Source organism: Amycolatopsis sp. lyj-84 (assembly GCF_046549075.1).
GTDB lineage: Bacteria > Actinomycetota > Actinomycetes > Mycobacteriales > Pseudonocardiaceae > Amycolatopsis.
In genome coordinates, this window is the sequence record NZ_JAJPWO010000020.1 from 45,000 (window position 1) to 64,274 (window position 19,275).

Annotated in this window: 24 protein-coding genes; 7 read left to right on the forward strand and 17 right to left on the reverse strand. The window is 69.4% G+C overall.

Features of this window, described 5'->3' with window-relative positions:
* Positions 1-22: 22 nt before the first annotated feature.
* From ACLJRM_RS39900 to ACLJRM_RS39910, 3 genes are all read right to left on the reverse strand, one after another.
* A complete protein-coding gene (locus tag ACLJRM_RS39900) occupies positions 23-265 on the reverse strand; it encodes a phosphotransferase (protein ID WP_410666013.1) in 243 nt (80 codons plus the stop codon).
* A gap of 80 nt (positions 266-345) precedes the next feature.
* Positions 346-771, reverse strand: a complete 426-nt coding sequence (locus tag ACLJRM_RS39905; protein ID WP_174720455.1) for an acyl-CoA thioesterase — start codon at positions 769-771, stop codon at positions 346-348.
* A 28-nt stretch (positions 772-799) separates the two neighbouring features.
* Positions 800-1,576 (reverse strand): helix-turn-helix domain-containing protein, encoded by a 777-nt coding sequence (locus ACLJRM_RS39910; protein WP_410666014.1) that lies wholly within the window; start codon positions 1,574-1,576, stop codon positions 800-802.
* A gap of 51 nt (positions 1,577-1,627) precedes the next feature.
* Between ACLJRM_RS39910 and ACLJRM_RS39915 the strand changes: the two genes are divergently transcribed.
* The gene (locus ACLJRM_RS39915; protein ID WP_233222988.1) at positions 1,628-2,368 is read left to right on the forward strand and encodes a hypothetical protein; all 741 of its coding nucleotides are present in this window, start codon (positions 1,628-1,630) and stop codon (positions 2,366-2,368) included.
* A gap of 84 nt (positions 2,369-2,452) precedes the next feature.
* On the opposite strand, the gene ACLJRM_RS39920 is transcribed toward ACLJRM_RS39915, so the two are convergent.
* From ACLJRM_RS39920 to ACLJRM_RS39945, 6 genes are all read right to left on the reverse strand, one after another.
* A complete protein-coding gene (locus tag ACLJRM_RS39920) occupies positions 2,453-2,827 on the reverse strand; it encodes a DUF427 domain-containing protein (protein WP_101610039.1) in 375 nt (124 codons plus the stop codon).
* A gap of 64 nt (positions 2,828-2,891) precedes the next feature.
* Entirely contained in the window at positions 2,892-3,656 is a 765-nt protein-coding gene (locus tag ACLJRM_RS39925) for an HAD family acid phosphatase (protein WP_101610040.1), read from the reverse strand.
* A gap of 10 nt (positions 3,657-3,666) precedes the next feature.
* Entirely contained in the window at positions 3,667-4,836 is a 1,170-nt protein-coding gene (locus tag ACLJRM_RS39930) for a THUMP-like domain-containing protein (RefSeq protein WP_410666015.1), read from the reverse strand.
* Positions 4,837-5,802: a class I SAM-dependent methyltransferase gene (locus ACLJRM_RS39935; protein WP_101610042.1), complete on the reverse strand. Its 966-nt coding sequence runs from the start codon at positions 5,800-5,802 to the stop codon at positions 4,837-4,839.
* Between the two features lie 4 nt (positions 5,803-5,806).
* Positions 5,807-6,586: an enoyl-CoA hydratase/isomerase family protein gene (locus tag ACLJRM_RS39940; RefSeq protein ID WP_020630952.1), complete on the reverse strand. Its 780-nt coding sequence runs from the start codon at positions 6,584-6,586 to the stop codon at positions 5,807-5,809.
* Positions 6,587-6,641: 55 nt separating this feature from the next.
* Complete coding sequence (locus ACLJRM_RS39945; protein WP_101610043.1) at positions 6,642-7,454, reverse strand: ABC transporter ATP-binding protein; 813 nt, start codon at positions 7,452-7,454, stop codon at positions 6,642-6,644.
* 332 nt (positions 7,455-7,786) lie between these two features.
* Between ACLJRM_RS39945 and ACLJRM_RS39950 the strand changes: the two genes are divergently transcribed.
* Positions 7,787-8,335, forward strand: coding sequence for a cysteine dioxygenase (locus tag ACLJRM_RS39950; RefSeq protein WP_101610044.1), 549 nt, complete (start codon positions 7,787-7,789; stop codon positions 8,333-8,335).
* Positions 8,332-8,727 (forward strand): rhodanese-like domain-containing protein, encoded by a 396-nt coding sequence (locus ACLJRM_RS39955; protein ID WP_101610045.1) that lies wholly within the window; start codon positions 8,332-8,334, stop codon positions 8,725-8,727. The genes ACLJRM_RS39950 and ACLJRM_RS39955 overlap by 4 nt, the downstream gene beginning before the upstream one ends.
* A 3-nt stretch (positions 8,728-8,730) precedes the next feature.
* Here ACLJRM_RS39955 and ACLJRM_RS39960 read toward each other — a convergent pair whose 3' ends face one another.
* From ACLJRM_RS39960 to ACLJRM_RS39975, 4 genes are all read right to left on the reverse strand, one after another.
* Positions 8,731-9,561: a hypothetical protein gene (locus tag ACLJRM_RS39960; protein ID WP_410666016.1), complete on the reverse strand. Its 831-nt coding sequence runs from the start codon at positions 9,559-9,561 to the stop codon at positions 8,731-8,733.
* Positions 9,562-9,655: 94 nt separating this feature from the next.
* Positions 9,656-10,300 (reverse strand): hypothetical protein, encoded by a 645-nt coding sequence (locus ACLJRM_RS39965; RefSeq protein ID WP_410666017.1) that lies wholly within the window; start codon positions 10,298-10,300, stop codon positions 9,656-9,658.
* Positions 10,301-10,317: 17 nt separating this feature from the next.
* Complete coding sequence (locus tag ACLJRM_RS39970) at positions 10,318-10,677, reverse strand: hypothetical protein (RefSeq protein WP_410666018.1); 360 nt, start codon at positions 10,675-10,677, stop codon at positions 10,318-10,320.
* 22 nt (positions 10,678-10,699) lie between these two features.
* Positions 10,700-11,404, reverse strand: coding sequence for a hypothetical protein (locus ACLJRM_RS39975; protein WP_410666019.1), 705 nt, complete (start codon positions 11,402-11,404; stop codon positions 10,700-10,702).
* A gap of 505 nt (positions 11,405-11,909) precedes the next feature.
* Here ACLJRM_RS39975 and ACLJRM_RS39980 point away from each other — a divergent pair.
* Positions 11,910-12,128 (forward strand): hypothetical protein, encoded by a 219-nt coding sequence (locus ACLJRM_RS39980; RefSeq protein ID WP_410666020.1) that lies wholly within the window; start codon positions 11,910-11,912, stop codon positions 12,126-12,128.
* Position 12,129: 1 nt separating this feature from the next.
* Here ACLJRM_RS39980 and glgP read toward each other — a convergent pair whose 3' ends face one another.
* Positions 12,130-14,670 carry an alpha-glucan family phosphorylase gene (gene glgP, locus ACLJRM_RS39985; RefSeq protein ID WP_410603127.1) on the reverse strand — a complete coding sequence of 847 codons (2,541 nt, stop codon included), beginning with the start codon at positions 14,668-14,670 and terminating at the stop codon, positions 12,130-12,132.
* A gap of 138 nt (positions 14,671-14,808) precedes the next feature.
* Here glgP and ACLJRM_RS39990 point away from each other — a divergent pair, with 138 nt between their 5' ends.
* Positions 14,809-16,281 carry a neutral zinc metallopeptidase gene (locus ACLJRM_RS39990; RefSeq protein WP_101610048.1) on the forward strand — a complete coding sequence of 491 codons (1,473 nt, stop codon included), beginning with the start codon at positions 14,809-14,811 and terminating at the stop codon, positions 16,279-16,281.
* 118 nt (positions 16,282-16,399) lie between these two features.
* Here the strand turns inward: ACLJRM_RS39990 and ACLJRM_RS39995 are convergent, their stop codons facing one another.
* Positions 16,400-17,380 (reverse strand): tetratricopeptide repeat protein, encoded by a 981-nt coding sequence (locus tag ACLJRM_RS39995; protein WP_410666021.1) that lies wholly within the window; start codon positions 17,378-17,380, stop codon positions 16,400-16,402.
* A 97-nt stretch (positions 17,381-17,477) separates the two neighbouring features.
* On the opposite strand from ACLJRM_RS39995, the gene ACLJRM_RS40000 reads away from it, so the two are divergent.
* Positions 17,478-17,894 carry a hypothetical protein gene (locus tag ACLJRM_RS40000; RefSeq protein ID WP_101610050.1) on the forward strand — a complete coding sequence of 139 codons (417 nt, stop codon included), beginning with the start codon at positions 17,478-17,480 and terminating at the stop codon, positions 17,892-17,894.
* Positions 17,895-17,906: 12 nt separating this feature from the next.
* Here ACLJRM_RS40000 and ACLJRM_RS40005 read toward each other — a convergent pair whose 3' ends face one another.
* Positions 17,907-18,209: an MTH1187 family thiamine-binding protein gene (locus tag ACLJRM_RS40005; RefSeq protein WP_101610051.1), complete on the reverse strand. Its 303-nt coding sequence runs from the start codon at positions 18,207-18,209 to the stop codon at positions 17,907-17,909.
* An 87-nt stretch (positions 18,210-18,296) separates the two neighbouring features.
* On the opposite strand from ACLJRM_RS40005, the gene ACLJRM_RS40010 reads away from it, so the two are divergent.
* Complete coding sequence (locus ACLJRM_RS40010) at positions 18,297-18,797, forward strand: MarR family winged helix-turn-helix transcriptional regulator (protein WP_184894533.1); 501 nt, start codon at positions 18,297-18,299, stop codon at positions 18,795-18,797.
* A 74-nt stretch (positions 18,798-18,871) separates the two neighbouring features.
* Here ACLJRM_RS40010 and ACLJRM_RS40015 read toward each other — a convergent pair whose 3' ends face one another.
* Positions 18,872-19,237 (reverse strand): DUF3817 domain-containing protein, encoded by a 366-nt coding sequence (locus ACLJRM_RS40015; protein ID WP_101610052.1) that lies wholly within the window; start codon positions 19,235-19,237, stop codon positions 18,872-18,874.
* Between the last annotated feature and the right edge of the window lie 38 nt (positions 19,238-19,275).

Consider the following 19,275-nt stretch of genomic DNA (forward strand, 5'->3'; position numbering starts at 1 on the left):
CTCCTGGATCACGTGCCGCGCGTTATCCGCCATCGCCGGGTTGATCTTCCGATAGTGCAGCGGTGCGATCAGCGCCTGGGAAAGTGTCCGTCCGCGGCCACGGCTCCAGGTCGCGTCGTCCACGCCCAGCACAGACCGGATCGCCCACACCCAGGCAGCCGAAGTCGATCACCGCGGAAAGCCGGTCGCCGTCCACCAGCAGGTTGCCGGGCATCAGATCGGCGTGCAGCCATACCGGCGACTCCTCGCTGTCCGAGGCTCGCATCGCCTCCTCCCAGAGAAGAAGGACGGCGTCGCAGTCGACGTTCTCCTCAGATGGATTTCCTCGCGACCGGCATCATCTGATCACGTCAGCCCCAAGATCTCCGGCCGCGCCGCGTACTTCCGCCAGTGCCGTCCGGGATCCGGGACCAGGCGCCGCAGTTCGAGGTCCAGCAGTCCGGAAAGACTCTCCACCTCGGCCACCACGGCGCCGTCCGGGGCCACGAACTCCTGGACGACCCGCGACACCTTGCCCGGCTCCCAGGTGAACCGGGTCAGGACGTCGATCCGCGCGCGGGCCCGCAGCTCGCGGCGGAACCGGATCGTCGTTTCGAGGTTGACCGGGCCGAGGTTCCCGGCCTGGAGCGCCAGCGGATCCACTCCGGCGGCCCACACGCATTCCCAGCGCGCGTGATCGGCGTACGCGAGGTAGGCGGGGCCGCGGACGTGGCCGTTGAGGTCGAGGTCGTCGGTGCGGATGTCGATGGTGACGCGGAAGGGTTCGAGCACTCCCCGATCCTCACCTCGGCAGACCGCCTCAGTCTGGAACATTTCGGCCAGCCCAAGACCGCACGAGCGCACCGGGCGAGGCGCCCGACAGCCGCCGGCACTCCCGTCCGAGATGGGACTGATCCGCGTACCCCACATCGGCGGCGACACCGGCGAGTGACGCATGCTCTCGCGCCACACCCTCGATCCGCTTGAGGAACCGGTGGAACCGCAGGACCCGCTGCAGCTCCTTGGGGCCGACGCCGACTTCGTGCCGCACGTGCCGCCGCAGCCCGCGCTCGCTGACGCCCAGCGCCGCCGCCACCCTGTCGGTGCGAGCGCCGGGCGCACGCAGCGCGCGGGCGGCCTCGATCGGCAGCCTGTCCGGCTCGACATCCCGGAGCCTTTCGGCGACCAGTGCCTCCAGTACCGAGCGAGCCTCGGCGGGCGTCGCGCATTCGGCCAGCCTGGATTCCGCGCGGCGGGCCCTCGCGGCCCACAGTTCGCGTAACGGGGTGGCGCTCGCCGTCAGGTCCGTCATCGGCAGGCCCAGCACCGCGCCGCCGACGCCGCACCGCAGGCGGAGCCCGACTGTCCAGTCCACCGCGGGCAGGTCGTGCCGGAGCACCCCGCGGACCGAGGTGACCGCGGCGAGCGCGCGTCCGTCCCAGACGAGGTCCACACAGCCGTCCGGGAACACCCGCAGCGGGCGGCTGCTGCCCACCCGGCCCGTCCAAGCACTCTCGACCACGCTTGCCACCGCCGCGGCCGGCGTGGTTTCGCGGTAGACCGAACGGCCCGATCGCCGACGCAGCGGAACACCCACGTCCGGCAGTATGCCCCCGCCCGCCGACAAGATGCGCTCCACTTGATCTTGATGAAGACTGCCAGCGTGCTGCGGCCGGTTCTCGACCCGTCCCCCGCCGAGTGGATCTCCCCCAGGCTCGGTGGGACCTTCGGCGCGGCCTGCCGCACGGTCCCGCACGGGTACGCCGCCTACGCCCGGATCTGCCACCCCGCCGAACGCGACCGCGGCGGCTGGGCGAGCTGGCGCGAAGCGGCGGCCGAAACGGGGCGGCGCGCCCATGGCGCCATGCAGTGGCACGCGCTCGTCGGCTCCCCGGATCCGGTGAACCTCACCGGCTCGCTCTGGCGGGGCTCCCCGCCGGGACGCGGCACTCTGCCGTCGCACAGCCTCACCGCGCTGCTGGCCGTCCTCGGCGACCACACCTCCACTTCGGAGACCTGGTTCTGCCTTTGGGACGGTTACGGCTGGGCCGACGAGGCGACGTTGTCCCGCGAGCACCTCGACGCCCCGCGCCTGCGGCATCCCGGCCGCGACTACCTGGTGTTCGGCGGGCCGCTGGCCTCGGCGACGGAACTCGGCTGGCGGCCGCGGCCGAACTGGTTCGAGGCGCAGTCGCCCAACCTGTTCTGGCCGGACGACCGCGCGTGGTGCGTGGCCACCGAGATCGACTTCGATTCGACCCTCGTCGCGGGCGAGGAGGGTCTGATCGACGCGCTTCTCAAGGCGCCCGGCCTGGAGGCCTGGCGGATCGAACCCGACACCTCACTCGCCGCGGACGCCGACCGGATCAACCACCACCCCGCGACCTGAAAGAACCCCCCTCACGCGCTATGAAAGGCCCGTTACTTGCAAAATTTGCAAGTAACGGGCCTTTCATAGCGCGCGTAAGCGGGGTCAGCGCTCGTCGATCGCGTCCACCTTCGACGGGTAGAACGCGACGTGGTCCTTGATCTCGGCGACAGCGTCGTGCGGCGCCTCGTAGGTCCAGACGGCGTTCTCGGCGACGCCGTCGCCGGTGCGGATGCTGTAGTAGGACGCGTCGCCCTTGAACGGGCAGTACGTCGAATGGTCCGTCCGTTCCAGCACGTCGAAGTCGACGTCGGCACGCGGGATGTACTGCGCAGGCGGGTAGTTCGCCTCCTGCAGCGTGAGCGCGTTCGCGCTGTCCGCCACGACCTTCCCGCCGACCGTGACGACCACGCGTCCCTTGTTCGGCGACACGGTGATCGGGTGGGACGCGCTGGGCTTCAGCACCTTCTTGTCAGGCATGGATCAGCTCCCTCGGGGGTTTCCGATACCGGGCACAGCAACGCCGCGGCCGCGGATATTCCCCTCAGGGCAGGTAGTACATCGGGTTCGGCAGCTTGACCGGGAACTCCGCGTAGCCGCCTTCGAGGTCGCTGAACTGGTCGCCGAAGTTGGCGAGGATGGTCGCGCCGGTCGAGGCGATGTGCTTCCGCGTGCCCGCCTTGTACTGGACGGTGGTGCAGGTGAGCCCGCACGGCAGGTACGCGGGCGCGGTGGTCTTCGGCTTGAAGAACGCGCCCGCCGGGGCCGGGTAGCCCTCGTTCGCGAGGTTCTTGAGCGACTGCGGGCCCTGGAACTCGTTGCGGCCGGTCAGGAAGTAGACCTTGACACCGTGCTGCGCCGCCCAGTTCGCCAGTTCCAGCACCGGCTTGTTCGCGACGAACGTGCCCTTGTCGATCGCTTCCTGCTGCTTCACCGGGTCGAAGCCGAAGTCGTTGTCGACCTCCCAGCCGTAGGTGACCTCGGCGGTGTCGTCCACATCGAACACGACGGCGGGGTTCTTCACGCCGCGGTCCAGCCGCCGCGTGAGGTAGCGCTTGGCGTCCGAGACCTGGCGTTTGGTGTCGGAGACGAACCTGCTGTTCTCGGAGTACCCGTGTTTGCCATCGGGGCCGACGACGTCGCCGTAATAGGCCTTGACGTCGAGTTTGACCTGACCGATGTTGGCGGGCTCGTGGCCCCGCCTCCAGTCGGCGTCGTCCTGGTTCGCGACAGCGGTGGCACCGCCCGCGAGGACGGCTCCGGCGGCCGCGGCGGCGGCCAGTTTCAGCAGACCGGTGAATCGGCTCACGAAATACTCCTCACGTCAGCTGTGCGCGGCACAGGAACGCTACTCCAGAACGGCCGATTCTGGTCAGTACCAAAGTAGCTTCTTCACCACCGCGCGGTTTCAGCTTGCGCCGCAAGGCATCCGGATCTACGTCGAGACCGCGGACGAGGATCTCGAGTCGTCCGATATCGTGTTTTTTCAGCAGTACACGAAGATTCTTCTCACTGTACGGTCCGTGCTCGAACACCCGGAACGCCCGGATTCCCGGCGGCGGGACGTCTCCGGTCAGGTACGCGATGCGCTCGTCGAGCTGCCAAAGACCGTGCCGCGCGGCGTAATGCCGCACCAGCCCGGCCCGCACGACGGCGCCGTCGGGATCGATGATCCATTCACCCGGCTCCCGCACGGGGATCTCGTCGGAATCGGCGTCGGTGACCGTCCACTGTGTACCGTCCGAACGCAACACCGTCGCGCGCCGGGACACGGTGGAGCCCACTCCGCGCCACAGGCACGCCTCGCGGACCTGACCGTCCAAAGAGACCAGTTCGACCTCGTCCGCCCACGGCGCGATGGAGAAATCGAGGCCCGGCGCGCATTTGACCGACAGCTCACGGCCCGCGTACGCCTCGACTAGGCCGTCCAGCGGCGGCAGGAAGTCCGCGGGTTTCCACGCCCGCCGTCCGGCCGAGTCGCGGCGGGCGGGATCGGCGACGACGACCGAGGAGCGGCTGACCGGCCGCAACGCGTCCGCCCGCACCAGCACCGGCGCGACACCGGCCTCGAGTGAATTGTGCCGCGCCATCGCCAGCCGGACCTCGTCCAGGTCCGAGCCCAGCGAACGGGAGGCGACGCGGGCGATCTCGATCAGGTCCGCGCCGACGGAACACGTCACGTCGTGGACGTCCCGGCCCGTCAGCCGCGAGGCCCGGTGCCGGGCGACCGCGGTGGCGCTGGCCTGCTGGAGGGCGTCACCGGTGAACAGCCACGATCCTGAGGAGTCCAGTTTGGACGACGACTTCCGCCGCAGCACCACCGTTTCCAGCACCGCGGCCGCGTGCTCCGGGGCGATCCGGCGCACGGCGGCGACGTCGGCGATGCGCGTCTTGTCGGTCAGCGGCAGGGACGAGCATTCGGCGAGCGCCGCGCTTCCCGCGCCGGAGCGCAGGAAGGCGACGTCGTCGAGAGTGAACGCGTAAGGCACCTAGGAACGCTTGGTACCGGTGATCATCACGTTGTAGAACAGCTCGCGCGGCAGCACCTTGGCGAGCAGCTTCTTGTCCAAAGCGGACAGCCGCAGCCACAGCCGGTACGCGAACAGACGCCAGCGAAGGGTCAGTTTCTCCTGCGGCACGGCGGCTTCGAAGGTCCGGATCGGCCAGCCCGCGAGCGCGGCGGCGAACTCTTCGGTGACCGCGCGGACGTCCTGCGCCCCGGCACCGCGAGCCATCAGCTCGAGTTCCGACGGGTCGAACGTGTGGATGTCGACCACGGCCTCCAGCGCGGCCGCGCGGGAGGACTCGTCGAGTTCCTCCTGGGGGCGGCGCCAGCCGTTGAGCACCGGGAGCTTGGTCAGGTTGGTGGTGAGGTACCACGTGAACTGGCCGAGCTTGCGCGCGTAGAGGTCGCCGACCTTCGTCGGCTCGCCCGCGAAGACGAACCGGCCGCCCGGCTTGAGCACCCGCAGCACCTCGGCGAACGCCGCGCGGACGTCCGGGATGTGGTGCAGCACCGCGTGCCCGACGACGAGGTCGAAACTGTTGTCCTCGTAGGGAATGCGCTCCGCGTCGGCGACCCGGCCGTCGACGTCGAGGCCGAGGTTCTCGGCGTTGCGCAGCGCGACCTGGACCATGCCCGGCGAGAGGTCGGTGACCGACCCCTTCTTGATCACGCCGCCCTGCATCAGGTTCAGCAGGAAGAAACCGGTGCCGCTGCCCAGTTCCATCGCGGTCGGGTACGGCTGGCCGTCGTCGTCACCGGCGACGGCGTTGAACACGTCGGTCGCGTAGGAGATGCAGCGCTCGTCGTAGGAAATGGACCACTTCTCGTCGTAGGTCCCGGCTTCCCAGTCGTGGTAGAGCACGTTGGCGAGCTTGGGGTCGGCGAAGGCGGCCTTGACCTCTTCGGCGGTGGCGTGCGGGTTCGGCGCCGGGTCGTTCACCTGGGTCACGTGCTTACTTCCCCTCGAAGGTGGCCTTGCCAGGGCCGTTCTCGATGAACGACTTCATGCCGTTGCGCTGGTCCTCGGTCGCCCACAGCGCGGCGAAGAGGTGGGATTCGAGCTTGAGGCCGCTCGCGAGGTCGGTGTCGAGACCGCCGTCGATCGCGGCCTTCGCGGCGCGCAGCGCCACGGCCGGGCCGTTCGCGAACTGGGCGGCCCACTTGTGCGCGGCGGCGTAGACGTCGTCCGGCGCGACGACCTCGTCGAGGATGCCCAGCGCCAGCGCCTCTTCGGCCTTCACGAACCGGCCGGTGAACACGAGGTCCTTGGTCTTGCTCGGGCCGATGAGCCGCGCGAGGCGCTGCGTGCCACCGGCACCGGGGATGACGCCGAGCTGGATCTCCGGCTGGCCGACCTTGACGTTGTCGCCGGCGATCCGGCGGTCCGCGGTCAGCGCGAGTTCGAGGCCGCCGCCCAGCGCGTAGCCGGTGATGGCCGCGACGACCGGCTTCGGGATGTTCGCGATGGTGGCCAGCGACGCCGTCAGCGCCGCGCCGAACTTCGCGATCTCGGGGTAGGTGCGCTCGGCCATCTCCTTGATGTCCGCGCCACCCGCGAAGGTCTTCTCGCCGCCGTACAGGATCACGGCGCGCACGTCGTCGCGCTCGGATGCCTCGCGGGCCGCCTCGGCGAGCTCGGCCTGCACCTGGTTGTTCAGCGCGTTGACCGGCGGGCGGTCCAGCCGGATCGTGCCGACCCCGCCTTCGACCTCCAGGCTTACGAACTCTCCCACGCCGTCCTCCTTAACCGTCCAAGACAGATTGCAGGCTACCGGTCAGTACGACTCGTCAGCGCCTACGGGCGAAGAAGCGATCACCGGAGCGTTCGAGCAGGAGGTCCTGGTCGAACGTCTTGGACAGGTTGTCGCTGGTCACGACGTCGTCGACGAGGCCCGAAGCGACCGCGCGGCCGTCACGCAGCAGCAGCGCGTGGGTGAAGCCCGGCGGGATTTCTTCCACGTGATGGGTGACGAGCACCATCGCCGGGGCCTCCGGGTCGAGGGCCAGCTCGGACAGGCGCGCGACCAGGTCCTCGCGGCCGCCGAGGTCGAGTCCGGCGGCGGGCTCGTCGAGCAGCAGCATCTCCGGGTCGGTCATCAGCGACCGCGCGATCAGGGTCCGCTTGCGCTCGCCTTCGGAAAGCGTGCCGAAGGTGCGCTCGGCCAGGTGCGGGATGCCCAGCGCGGCCAGCAGTTCGCGGGCGCGGTCGGTGTCGAGACTGTCGTATTCCTCACGCCAGCGGCCGACGACGGCATACCCGGCGCTCACCACGACGTCGACGACGCGCTCCTCGCCCGGCACCCGCTGGGCGATCGCGGCGGAGGTGAACCCGATCCGCGGGCGCAGTTCGAAGATGTTGACCTTGCCGATCCGGTCGCCGAGCAGGTCGACCGTTCCCGAGGTCGGGTGGAGTTCGGCCGCGGCCAGCCGGAGCAGGGTGGTCTTGCCCGCGCCGTTCGGGCCGAGCACCACCCAGCGCTCGTCCAGTTCCACGCTCCAGTCGAGGTCGGCGAGGAGGTCGTTGCCTGTTCGGCGGACCCCGACACCGGTCATCCTCACCACGAGGTCGTCAAGTTCGCTGGGCTGGATCGGCTCGCTCACGAGCCCATTGTGTCCGCACACGCGCGCGCGTGTGCACCGGGCCGCCGGTCGGGAGAAAGCGGCTGGTCCAGGGAGTGGGACGGAGCTCTCCGGAGTAACCGCCGGAGCGCGGGCTGTGGCAGCATCGAAGACGTGATCAGGTCCGTGGCCGCCGCCTTCCCCGTCATCGGGGGCTCTTTCTGGCGCCGTCGCACCATCGACCTGCTCCTCGTCGCCTCGTCCGGGTGTACCACCGCGCGACACGGCTGAGTCCCGCTCTCTTTACCGGCACCCGTGTCGCGCCGCGTTCGGCCCTGTTTCCGAGCCCGCGATCCCTCACGAGGAGCCCCAAGTTGACCACGTCCGTCTCGCCCCGCCAGGACTTCGAGATCCATCCGCAGCTGATCGACCCGCTGCTCCCGGAGCTGCTGCACCCCGAGCGCCTGCTCTGGACGCCGCGGGAGCTGGCAGACCTGACCTCCACCGTCACCACCGAACTGACCGCGGGCCTGCGCGGCCTGCTGCGCTTCGACGAGGACCACCGCTGGTGGGCTCGGCTCGCGCTGACCGACGGCGTCGAGCTGTGGCTGCTGTCCTGGCTGCCCGGCCAGCAGACCAAACCGCACGACCACGGTGGCGCGTCCGGCTCGTTCACCGTGCTGCAGGGCGAACTCGGCGAGGAGTATCGCTACCCCGGCGGCCCGGTCCGGCGCCGCACGCACGTCGCGGGCGAGGGCATCGGCTTCGGCGCGGGGCGCGCGCACCAGGTGACCGGCATCGGCACCGAGCCCGCCGCCAGCGTCCACGCCTACTCGCCGCCGCTGGTCGCGACCCGCGAATACGGCACGCTCGCCGACGTCCCCGCCGAGATCCCCTCGCTGGCCCCGATACTGGGCCGATGAGCGCGATCGACGACCTGCTGGCCGCCGCCCGGTCCGGACTGGACCGGGCGGAGCCCGGGCAGGCACAACGGCTGCAGCGTGACGGTGCCCTGATCGTGGACATCCGCCCGCACGTCAACCGGCTCGAAGAGGGCGAGATCCCCGGTTCGGTGGTCGTCGAGCGGATCCACCTCGAGTGGCGGCTCGCGCCGGACAGCGAATGGCGGCTGCCGGAGGTGCGACCGGACTCGACGGTGATCGTCGTGTGCAACGAGGGGTATTCGTCGAGCCTGGCCGCCGCCGACCTGCGACGGCTCGGCCTGCCGGGCGCGACCGACCTCGAAGGCGGGTTCCGCGCCTGGCGTTCGGCCGGCCTTCCGGTCCGGGAGGGCGGCACCCCCGCCGTCCCGTGACGCCTACCGCCGGACGGCCAGCCGGGCGATCGAGTCCGGTGAAAGCGGAAGGGCCGCGTGGATCCCGGCGCCGCGCACCGGCCGGGGGTTGACCAGGACACCCGTCGCCACGTCACGCCCGGCGGCCGCGAGCACGACCTCGCGGCCGGTCCGGTGACGGACCCGCACCCAGCCCGCGCCGGTGACCGCGCGGTACTCGGCCAGCAGGCGCTCGTCGGTGAAGACGCAGAGCCAGTCGCCGTGCGTGCCGAGCCGGGCGGGGAGCGGCGCGCCCGCCTCGTCCGCCGGGCCCCACACCGTGCCGTCGAGGAACATCCGCATGACCGAGGGGACGGGTTCGCGCAGCCCGCCGGCGGGGTCCTCCCGCTCCGGACGGACGTTGCCGGTGATCCACCGCGAGGCGAGCCTGAAGTCTTCGCCGGTGAGGTCTTCCTGGAAGCCGTCCAGGCTGTTCTTGACGCTCCCCAGGAAGTCGTAGAACCGCCGGGTGCAGGTCCGTTCGGAAACCGCCACCCGGCCGCGGCCGACCATGGTCCTGATCCGGCCGACCATGCCCGCCCCGCCGTTCACCGGATCGACGCCGAGGTTGTAGGCGGTCCAGACGATCTCGGGCATGAGCGGATCGGCGAATCGCTCGAGAACGCGATTCAGCCGTAAAAGGACGATCTCGCGCACCCGGCCGGGTTCGGCGTCCTCCGCGATCCCCCAGATGGCACGCAATTCCGGCCCCAGGGCACGGCGCAGCCCGTCCTGTTGGATCCCGGCTCGGGCGTGGATATGGTGCAGCCGGTCCTTGGCCCTGCGCGACGCTTTCGTTTCCTTCGCCGAAGCCACCGGCAGAGTGTATTTCACCTGCATGTTCGTCTTTGTTCGGCGGAAATCGAAGATTAGGGATTTCCCTTGTTCGGCGCCGACTTGACAAAGGGCGTTATCGCGTTACGACGCTTTCTTGCGGCCTTCGGGGAGGGCTCGACCAGAAGCGCCAGATGGCGTCGCTGAGCTCCTGCATCTGCCGGTCGCCCTCGATTCGGTTGGCCAAGCCGAAGGCCGGAGCCGAATTTGATTGCCGGGGAGCCTCGGCCGTCCGAGGCGATGGCTTCGCTGAGGCCGACCGCAGTGGAGGCAAAGACCGCTGGGGAGCTTGCTCGCCGAAGTCTCCGAGCATCGTCCTCAGCTTGGCCAGTTCCTTGCCCGCCGCGGTCAGCGCGCTCGCCGCCCGCGCAGACGCCTCGGCCCGTTGAGCGACAAGCCTGTCCAGGAGCGACGGATCGGCGGTGTATCGCGCGTGCCTGGTCAGCTGTTCCAGAACGGCGACGAAGTCGTCCAAGGCCCGCGCCGCGCGCGCGTGCTCCTCGGCGACCATCCGGAACTGGGCGGCCACCTCGGTCCGCCGGGCCGAGTAGGCGTCGTGTCCCCGACCCGACCAGCCACGGGGATCGATCTGACGTAGATCGACCGCGTGGTCCTCCAGGGACCGGGAAACCACGCGAAAGCGTTCGGCCTCACTCCTGAGGACGTTGACCATTCCCGCCGTCCACGGCACGTTCACGCCGTCCGGGTCTTCCGGTTCCATCGTTCGTCCTCTTCGGTTCAGCCGAGAACGGACTGAATGGTCTTGGTGTCAGAGGTGGCGACAGCAGGCCGAACCTGGCTTTCGACAGCCTCGATCGTCTTCACCTTCTCTACCGCCATCTCTTCCCCTGCCCGGTACTCACGCGCGGCCTTGCCCAGCCGATCGCCAAGCCGCCGGACATCCTCGGCGAGCACGGCCACGCTGTGCGCGGAAGCTTGTTGAAAGCTCTCCAGCGCTTCCGCGAGTACGGGATCCCCCGCTTCGCTCGCGGTGGCCTTGAATCCCAGGGCCGGTTGCGTGGTGAAGATCTCCGCGATATCGCGGAGACGGTCTCCCGCCCGGTTCAGCTCGTCGGGAACGGCCTCGAAATTGAACATGTCCGGCATCCTCGTCGTTCGATCAGCACTCGCGGGCGAGCCGGGCGATCTGGTCCGGTTCGAGCGGCAGCGTGGCTTCGATCCCGGCACCCAGCGCCGGACTCGGGTTGATCAACACCCCGGTCGGGAAGATCCGGCCCGCCGCGGTCCGCACCACGTCACGACCGGTCCACCGGCCGATCTGGGGCCAGGCCGCCCCGGTGGCCTCGCGATACCTGGCCAGCAACCCTTCGTCGGTGAAGACACAGAACCATTCACCTCCGGGGCCGAGCTTCGCTGCGAGCGGGACGTCGTCACCGCTCGCGGGTCCGAGGACAGTGTCGTCGAGGAACATCTTCAGCACCGGCCCCACCGGCTCCCGCAGTCGTCGAATGGCCGTGGACAGCCGATCGGAGGCCGCGGCGGACTTCCGGGCGCCGGGCCGGATGTTCCCGGTCAACCAGCGCGAAGCCCAGTCGAGGTCCTCGTCGGTGATCGCCGCCTGGGTGGCGCTCAAGCTCTTTTCGACGGCAGGCAGGAACTTCTCGTAAAACCGGCGGGTACAGGTCCGGAAACTGCACCCGACACGACCCTCCCCGACCAACTGCTCGAGCCGCTGGACGACGCCGCTTTCCTCGTCGGCCGGTGCGACGCCGAGGTTGTACGCGGCCCAGACGATCGCAGGCATCTCGGGTTTCGAGAACTGGGCCAGGACGCCGTGCAGCCGCAGAAGCACGATCTCTCGCACGCGAGACGCCTCGGCGTCTTCGGGGATACCCCAGCGGCCAAGCAGTTCCGATCCCATCGCCTGGGCGAGCCCATCCTGCCAGAGGCCGTTACGGGCATGGATGCGATGTACGCGGTCTTCCGGCTTTTCTCTCTTCCTCGCCAAAGCTTCTATTCCTCCCCTACCGACCCCAAGGACGAAGAGCTTAGGCGACCGCCATTCGATAGGCGAGTCACCCCCAGGGTTGAGAAACGTCGTTCAAAGACTTCGGCGATCGCCTCGGAAAAAGCGCTCCAACCTGTATCTTTGCCATTTTATGGACAAGCCCCAAGATCGATTTGGTCAATTGTTTGCCACCTGACGGATAGGCGAACGGCGTTGACCAATCAGAGGCAAAAACGAAAACCGTACGTACGTCCTTGTCAAATTTCTGACCAGGAGATCGACATAGGTGCGCGAAGACGATCACGCTGCTTAGGCTCGCAACACCGGCCGCGTCGAGTGGCCCGAGAACAAGGAGTACGGGATGGAGATCGCCGTGATCGTCGGGTTGGCGATGCTGGTGGGCGCCGGGTCGGCCTGGCTGGCTTCGTCACGATGGCATCAGCGACGCCGGGCAGAACTAGTCCAGTTCGCACAGGCGAACATCCAGTTCGCGCAGGCGGCGTGGGAATACGCGCGGTACGTCGAGTACGTCTCGACCTACCGGCACCCACCTCGCCCTAGCCCGCCCTTCTTGGGATGAGCTACGCGTGGACCACCCTGGCGAGTTCCGCCGGGGTGGCCAGCAGGCGGTGTTTCGGCAGCACTCGGACGGTGTAGCCGATCGAGCCCGGATGCGGCAGCTTCAGCCGCGCCGCGAACGCGCCGATCCCGTCACCGGACATCGGGACGGTGACGGGATCGCTCAGCTCGTCCCCGTCGCCCACCTTCCCGACGACGGCCTGGACGTCCACTTCGGACGGTTCGAGGCCGGCGAGGTCGATCCGCGCCCGGATGGTCACCTCGGTGCCGGTGACCATCGGCGCGGCGTCTTCGACGAGCAGTTCGGTGTCGAAGATCCGCACCCGTGGCCAGGAAACGTCCAGTTTGGTCCGGTAGTCGGCCAGCGAAAGCGCGCCGCGGTACCCGTCTCCCGTCGCCTCCGCGACCATCCGCGAGGCGGGCAGGTAGCCCGATTCGACGTATTCCCGCACCATGCGCGCGGCCTGCACGCGCGGCCCGAGGGTCTCCAGCGTGTGCCACACCATCGACAGCCAGCCGCCGGGCACGCCCTCGGCGTCGCGGTCGTAGAACAGCGGCGCGATCTGGTGGCCCAGCAGGTCGTAGAGCGCCGCGGCCTCCAGTTCGTCACGGCGCAGCGGGTCGGTGACGCCGTCCGCGGTCGGGATCGCCCAGCCGTTGCTGCCGTCGTAGCACTCGTCCCACCAGCCGTCGCGGATGGAGAGGTTGAGGCCGCCGTTGAGCGCGGACTTCATCCCCGAGGTCCCGCACGCCTCCAGCTGCCGCACCGGAGTGTTCAGCCAGACGTCGCAGCCGCGGTAGAGGTAGCGCGCCATGGACATGTCGTAATCCGGCAGGAAGACGATCCTGCGCCGGACCTCGGGATCGTCGACGAACCGGACGATCTGCTGGATCAGCTGCTTGCCGCCCTCGTCCGCCGGATGCGACTTGCCCGCGACGACGAGCTGGATCGGGCGCCGCTCGTCCAGCAGCAGCGCGCGCAGGCGGTCCGGGTCGCGCAACATCAGGGTCAGCCGCTTGTACGTCGGCACGCGGCGCGCGAAGCCGACGGTCAGCACGTCCGGGTCGAAGACCGTGTCGGTCCAGCCGAGTTCGAGCGCGGACGCGCCGCGCTGCATCCACGCGGCCCGCACCCGCCGCCGCACCTCGGCGACCAGCTTCTCCCGCAGTTCCCGCCGCAGCCCCCACAGCTGCTCGTCGCTGACGCCGTCCCGCAGCGGCCTGCCCTGGGTGCCGTCGAGGCCCAGTTCCTCGTGGTTGCGCCCGAGCAGCGCACTCAGTTCGCGCGCCACCCAGGTGGGCCCGTGGACGCCGTTGGTGACCGAGGAGACGGGCACCTCGTCGAAGTCGAACCCGGGCCACAGCCGGGAGAACATCCGCCGCGACACCCGGCCGTGTAGCGCCGAGACGCCGTTCGCGCGCTGCGCGAGCCGCAGTCCCATGTGCGCCATGTTGAACAGGCCGGGGTTGTCCTCCGCGCCGAGCGCGAGCACCCGGCGCGGGTCGACGTCCGGAACCAGCCTGCCGTCGGTGAAGTACCGCTGGACGAGGTCGACGGGGAACCGGTCGATCCCGGCGCTGACCGGCGTGTGCGTGGTGAACACGGTCCCGGCGCGGACGGCGGGCAACGCCTCGTCGAACGCCAGCCCGTCGGCCTGGATGATCTCGCGGGCGCGTTCCAGCCCGAGGAAACCGGCGTGGCCTTCGTTCGTGTGGAACACCTTCGGCTGCGGATGCCCGGTCAGCTCGCAGTAGCGCCGCACCGCGCGGAAGCCGCCGATCCCGGACAGGATCTCCTGGCGGATGCGGTGGTCGGCGTCGCCGCCGTAGAGCCTGTCGGTGACGGCGCGCAGGTCCTCGTCGTTGGCCTCGGTGTCGGTGTCCAGCAGCAGCAACGGGATCCGGCCGACGCGGGCCTTCCAGATCTGCGCGTGCAGCGTCCGCCCGGCGGGCATCGCGACCTTCACCAGCACCGGCTCGCCGCCGTCGGTCAGCAGTTCCAGCGGGAAGGCGTTGGGGTCGATGACCGGGTAGTGCTCGACCTGCCAGCCGTCGAGCGACAGCGCCTGCCGGAAGTACCCGGCGCGGTAGAGCAGCCCGACGCCGACCATCGGCACGCCGAGGTCCGACGCCGCTTTGAGGTGGTCCCCGGCGAGCACGCCCAGACCGCCTGAGTAGTTCGGCAGCGCCTCGGTGACGCCGAACTCCATCGAGAAGTACGCGACGGCGGGCGGGAGATCGGGGTCGTCCTGCTTCTGGTACCAGCGCGGCTCGGCGAGGTAGCGCTCCAGATCGGCGACGGCTTCGCGCGCGCGGGCGAGGAAGTCGTCGTCGACGGCCAGCTCGTCGAGCCGGGCCGGGGGCAGCGCGGTGAGCATCCGAAGGGGGTCGCGGACGCGGTTGAACAGCTCCGCGTCCATCGACGCGAACAGGTCGCGGGTCGGCGGATGCCAGGTCCAGCGCAGATTCGTGGCGAGGTCACCGAGGCCGGAGAGCGACTCCGGCAGGCTCGCGCGGACGGTGAACCGGCGGACTGCTCTCATGAGGAGCGACCATATCGGGACCGCCCCCACCCCGCTCAAGACCCACTTCGGGGATTACCTGCACGCGGGCCATAAGCGCTGGGTAGGGTCCCTGCTTGCCGGTTTACGCGGCCCGGTCGGGGCCCTGACGACAAGCGAGTGAACATGATCCAAGGGGGAGTGCGGGGCTTTCGCCGCCCGGCTCTGATCGCGGTCGTGGTGGCGCTGGCCCTCGGGCTGAGCGCGTGCAACGACAAGGGAAGCTCGACGGCGGGCAAGGAAGGCAGCCAGCCGGGCGCCGGTGACGTCGCCGGGCTGCCGATCACGCATTTCGAAAGCGGGCTGAAGCCGGACGCCCCCAAGCCGGACCTGCAGGTCCGCAACGAGGACGGCTCCGAAGACGACCAGCTCGCCATCGCCGCGATCGCCGACGCGCAGACCTACTGGACCGAGGTCATGCCGCGCGACTTCGGCCAGCAGTACGAGCCGCTGAAGTCGCTGCTGTCCTACAGCGCGCGGACCGACGACGAAGACACCAAATGCGGCAGCGTCAAGGGCCTCATCAACGCCTTCTACTGCCCGCCGGACGACTCGGTGGCGTGGGACCGTGGCGTGCTGCTGCCGATGCTGCGCGAGCGGTTCGGGAAGATGGCGAGCGCCGTCGTGCTCGCGCACGAACTCGGGCACGCCGTGCAGTACCGGCTCGGCGAGAAGGCCAGCATCAAGAAGAACACCCCGTCGATCGTCAAGGAGCAGCAGGCCGACTGCTTCGCGGGCGGCTACTTCCGCTGGGTCGCCGAGGACAAGAGCAAGTTCTACCGCGTCTCCACCTCCGAGGGCCTCAACCAGGTCATGGCGTCGCTGTTCCTGATCCGCGACCAGGCGGGCACCAGCGCGACCAAACAGGGCGCGCACGGCACGGCGTTCGACCGCACGTACGCGTTCCAGGTCGGGTTCGAGAAGGGCCCGAAGGAATGCGCCGCGATGAACGAGGAGAACATCAAGGCGCGGATCACCGAGCGCCCGTTCGACAAGGGTGACAAGGGCAAGGGCGACGCGAAGCTCGACGCCGAGATCATCGGGATCCTGAAGAAGAGCCTCGACGACGCCTTCAAGGGCGCCGGCGTCCCGGGCCCGGAGATCACCGAAGACGGCAATGGCAGCTGCTCCGGCGGCCCCAGCACCCCGCCCGCGTCGTACTGCCCGTCGAACAACACCGTCAGCATCGACATGGCCAAGCTGCGCGAACTCGCCCAGCCGGTCGACCAGCAGGCGGAATGGGAAAGCGGGCACAGCGAGGGCAAGGGCGACTTCGCCGCGTTCTCGGAAATCGCGTCCCGCTACGCGATGGGCATCCAGAAGGGTGTCGGCGCGTCGATCGACAACGCGAACGCGGGACTGCGCACCGCGTGCCTGGTCGGCGCGTGGGCGAAGGCCAGCTCCGTGCCCGGCGCGACGCTGCGCCTTTCCGCCGGTGACCTCGACGAGGCCATCTCGGACCTGCTGAGCCCGGAGAGCCTGGTCTCGGCCGACGTCAACGGCAAGCGCGTGGAGAACGGTTTCGAGCGGATCGAGGCGCTGCGGAAGGGCTACCTGGAGAGCTCCTCGGTGTGCTCGACGCAGTACGGCTGATCGTGACCGGTCCGGTCATGGCTCCCTGAAGTGACATGAAAGGCCCGTTACTTGCAAAATTTGCAAGTAACGGGCCTTTCATAGCGTCCGGGGGTCTCGAAACCCGAGCGGCGAAACGTCAGTACAGCGCGCTCGCCAGGTCCCGCCGCGCCTTCATGACCCGCTCGTCCGCCGAGTCGAACAGCTCGAACAGCGCCACCAGGTGCTCCCGCACCTTGTTGCGGTCGTCGCCCGCGGTACGCCGCACGGCCGCGATCAGCCGCGCGAAGCCCGCTTCGGGCTCCTGCCCGGCGACTTCGAGGTCGGCCGCGGCGAGCTGGGCGTCGAGGTCGGCCGGGGCGGCGTCGGCCTTCGCGATCGCGTCCGGGCCGGCGGCCTCGGCGCGGGCGGTGAACTTGACCTGCGCGAGCGCGGTCTTGGCGTCTTCGTTCGCGGGCTCGACGTCGAGGATGCGCTCGTAGGCGGCCTGCGCCGCGGCGAAGTCACCGCGTTCGAAGGCCTCTTCGGCCTCGGTGAACCGCACGTCCTCCGGGACCTCGACACCGCCGCCGTTCTCCTCGGCGGCCTTGATGCCGGGCAGCCGGTCGCGCAGCGCGTCGAGCAGCGAACCGAGCCACTTGCGGATCTCGGGTTCGGGCAGCGCGCCCGAGAACGCGTCGACCGGCTGGCCGCCGCCGATGGCGATGATCGTCGGGATCGACTGCGCGCCGAAGAGCTGCGCGATGCGCGGGTTGGCGTCGACGTCCACCTTGGCGAGCACCCAGGCGCCGCCGGACTCGGCGGCGAGGCGCTCCAGCACCGGGCTGAGCTGTTTGCAGGGCCCGCACCATTCGGCCCACAGGTCGACGACCACCAGCTGCTGCATGGATCGCTCGACGACATCGGTCTGGAAAGTGGCTTCGGTGACCTCGATCACGGCACCGGCCGATGGCGCCGCACCGGCCGGTGCGGCGCCATCGGCCGCGGGAGCCCTCGGTGGGGCGGGAGGCTGTTTCTGGGGCGCCTCGGCACGCGCCTTGAGCGCGGAAAGGTCGACCGCGCCGGAAAGCGCGGCGGAAAGGGCCGCCGTCTTCGCTGCTGATCCGCGTGGGTGTGTCACGGTTCCATCCTGGCACGCATACCCGAGCGTTTCACCGCATGCCCCCGGGTGCCCGCTTGGCAGGACGGTCCCGGTCCGGCAGGCTCGCTGCGAGGAGGTGATCGACATTCCGACACGCCGGACGGCCACCGTGGCCGTCGCGATAGCCATCGCCGTCACCTGGGTGAGCGTCATCACCGTGCTGATCGCCCATCAGCCCGACCCCGGCGTCGAAAGCCCGGGAAAGCTTCGAGAGGACCTCACCGCCGCGCTCAACGAGCACGACGCCGAGGCCTTCTCCGAGCTCGTCGACTATCCGCCCGCGTCGGCGGGCGACTTCGCGAAGTCCTATGTCGACGCGCTGGCCGGCCGCGGTTTCCACGACGTCACGGTGAAGTTCGCACCGGACGACCTCGCGCCGACTTCGGCGACCGTCAGCGGGAAACTGGCCGACGGCAGCGCGTTCGGCTATCCGGTGGCGGTCGCGGTCAAGGACAAGCTGTGGTTGCTCTCCCTCACCCCGCCGCTGCCATGACGAAGCGCTGACCTAGTCGCCCAGGTGCTTCTCGACGCGCTCCACCTTGGCGGTCAGCTGGCCTTCGTAGCCCGGCCGGATGTCGGCCTTGAGCACCAGACCGACCCGTGACGAACCTTCACCCGCGGCCTCGACGGCCCGCTTGACGACGTCCATGACCTGATCCCAGCTGTCACCCTCGATGTTGGTGAACATCGCGTTGGTCGAATTCGCCAGGCCGGACTCGCGCACCACTTTCACCGCACGGGCGACGGCTTCGCTGACACCGCCGTCTTCCTCGGTCGCGGACGGGCTGACACTGAAGGCCACGATCATCTTCTGCTCCTCGTTCAGACACTTTTCCCACGCATAACACCCGGTCGTGCGGCATGGCACGGGTACCCGCTGGTAACTTCGATCGCCATGAGCCGTCCGTTGCCGTTCGACCCGATCGCCCGCGCGGCGCAGCTGTGGGAGGCCCGCATCGGGCCGTCCGAAACCATGGCCGCGGTGACCGGGATCATGCGCGTGCAGCAGATCATCCAGTCCGCGGTGGACGGGGCGCTCAAGCCGCACGGGCTGACCTTCGCCCGGTACGAGGCGCTGGTCCTGCTGACCTTCGCCCGCGCCTCCCACCTGCCGATGCGCGTGATGGGCGAGCGGCTGCAGCTGCATCCGACGAGCGTCACCAACATCGTCGACAGGCTGGAGAAGGACGGGCTGGTCAAGCGCGTACCGCATCCGACCGACCGCCGGACCACCTTGGTCGAGATCACCGGCGAAGGCCGCGCACGCCGCGAAGAGGCCACGAAGGCGGTCACCGAGATCGACTTCGGGCTGACCGGGCTCACCGGCAAGCAGACCGAGCAGCTGACCGATCTGCTCACCAAGGTCCGCAAGGCCACCGGCGACTTCACCGAATAACCCCGCGAGCGCGTGAAGGCCCCCTTCCCTCGGTTGAGCCGAGGAAAGGGGGCCTTGACGCGATCAAGGAAAGATCAGACGGCGGCGGGTTCCGGGGTCCGGTCGAACAGGCCGACACCGCCGTGCGACAGCCGCTGCGGGCCGTCGAGCTTGCCGTTGCGCAGCGCCCAGGACTCGAACAGCCAGGTGAACAGCGGCGGGATGCTGGAGAGCAGCGCGAGGATCAGGGTCTTCGGGCGCCAGCCGAGCGGCTTCGCCACGGAGAGGGAGACCAGCACGTAGAGGACGAAGACGACGCCGTGCACCATGCCGAGGACGGGAACGCCGCCCTCGCCGAGCTCGACGGCGTACTTGAGGAACATCCCGACCAGCAGCCCGGCCCAGGAGAGGGCTTCGGCTACCGCGGCCACGCGGAATACTAGAGCGGCCTTGCTGGACACTTTCTCCTCCTGTGGGGTCTCACCACTACGTGTGTTCA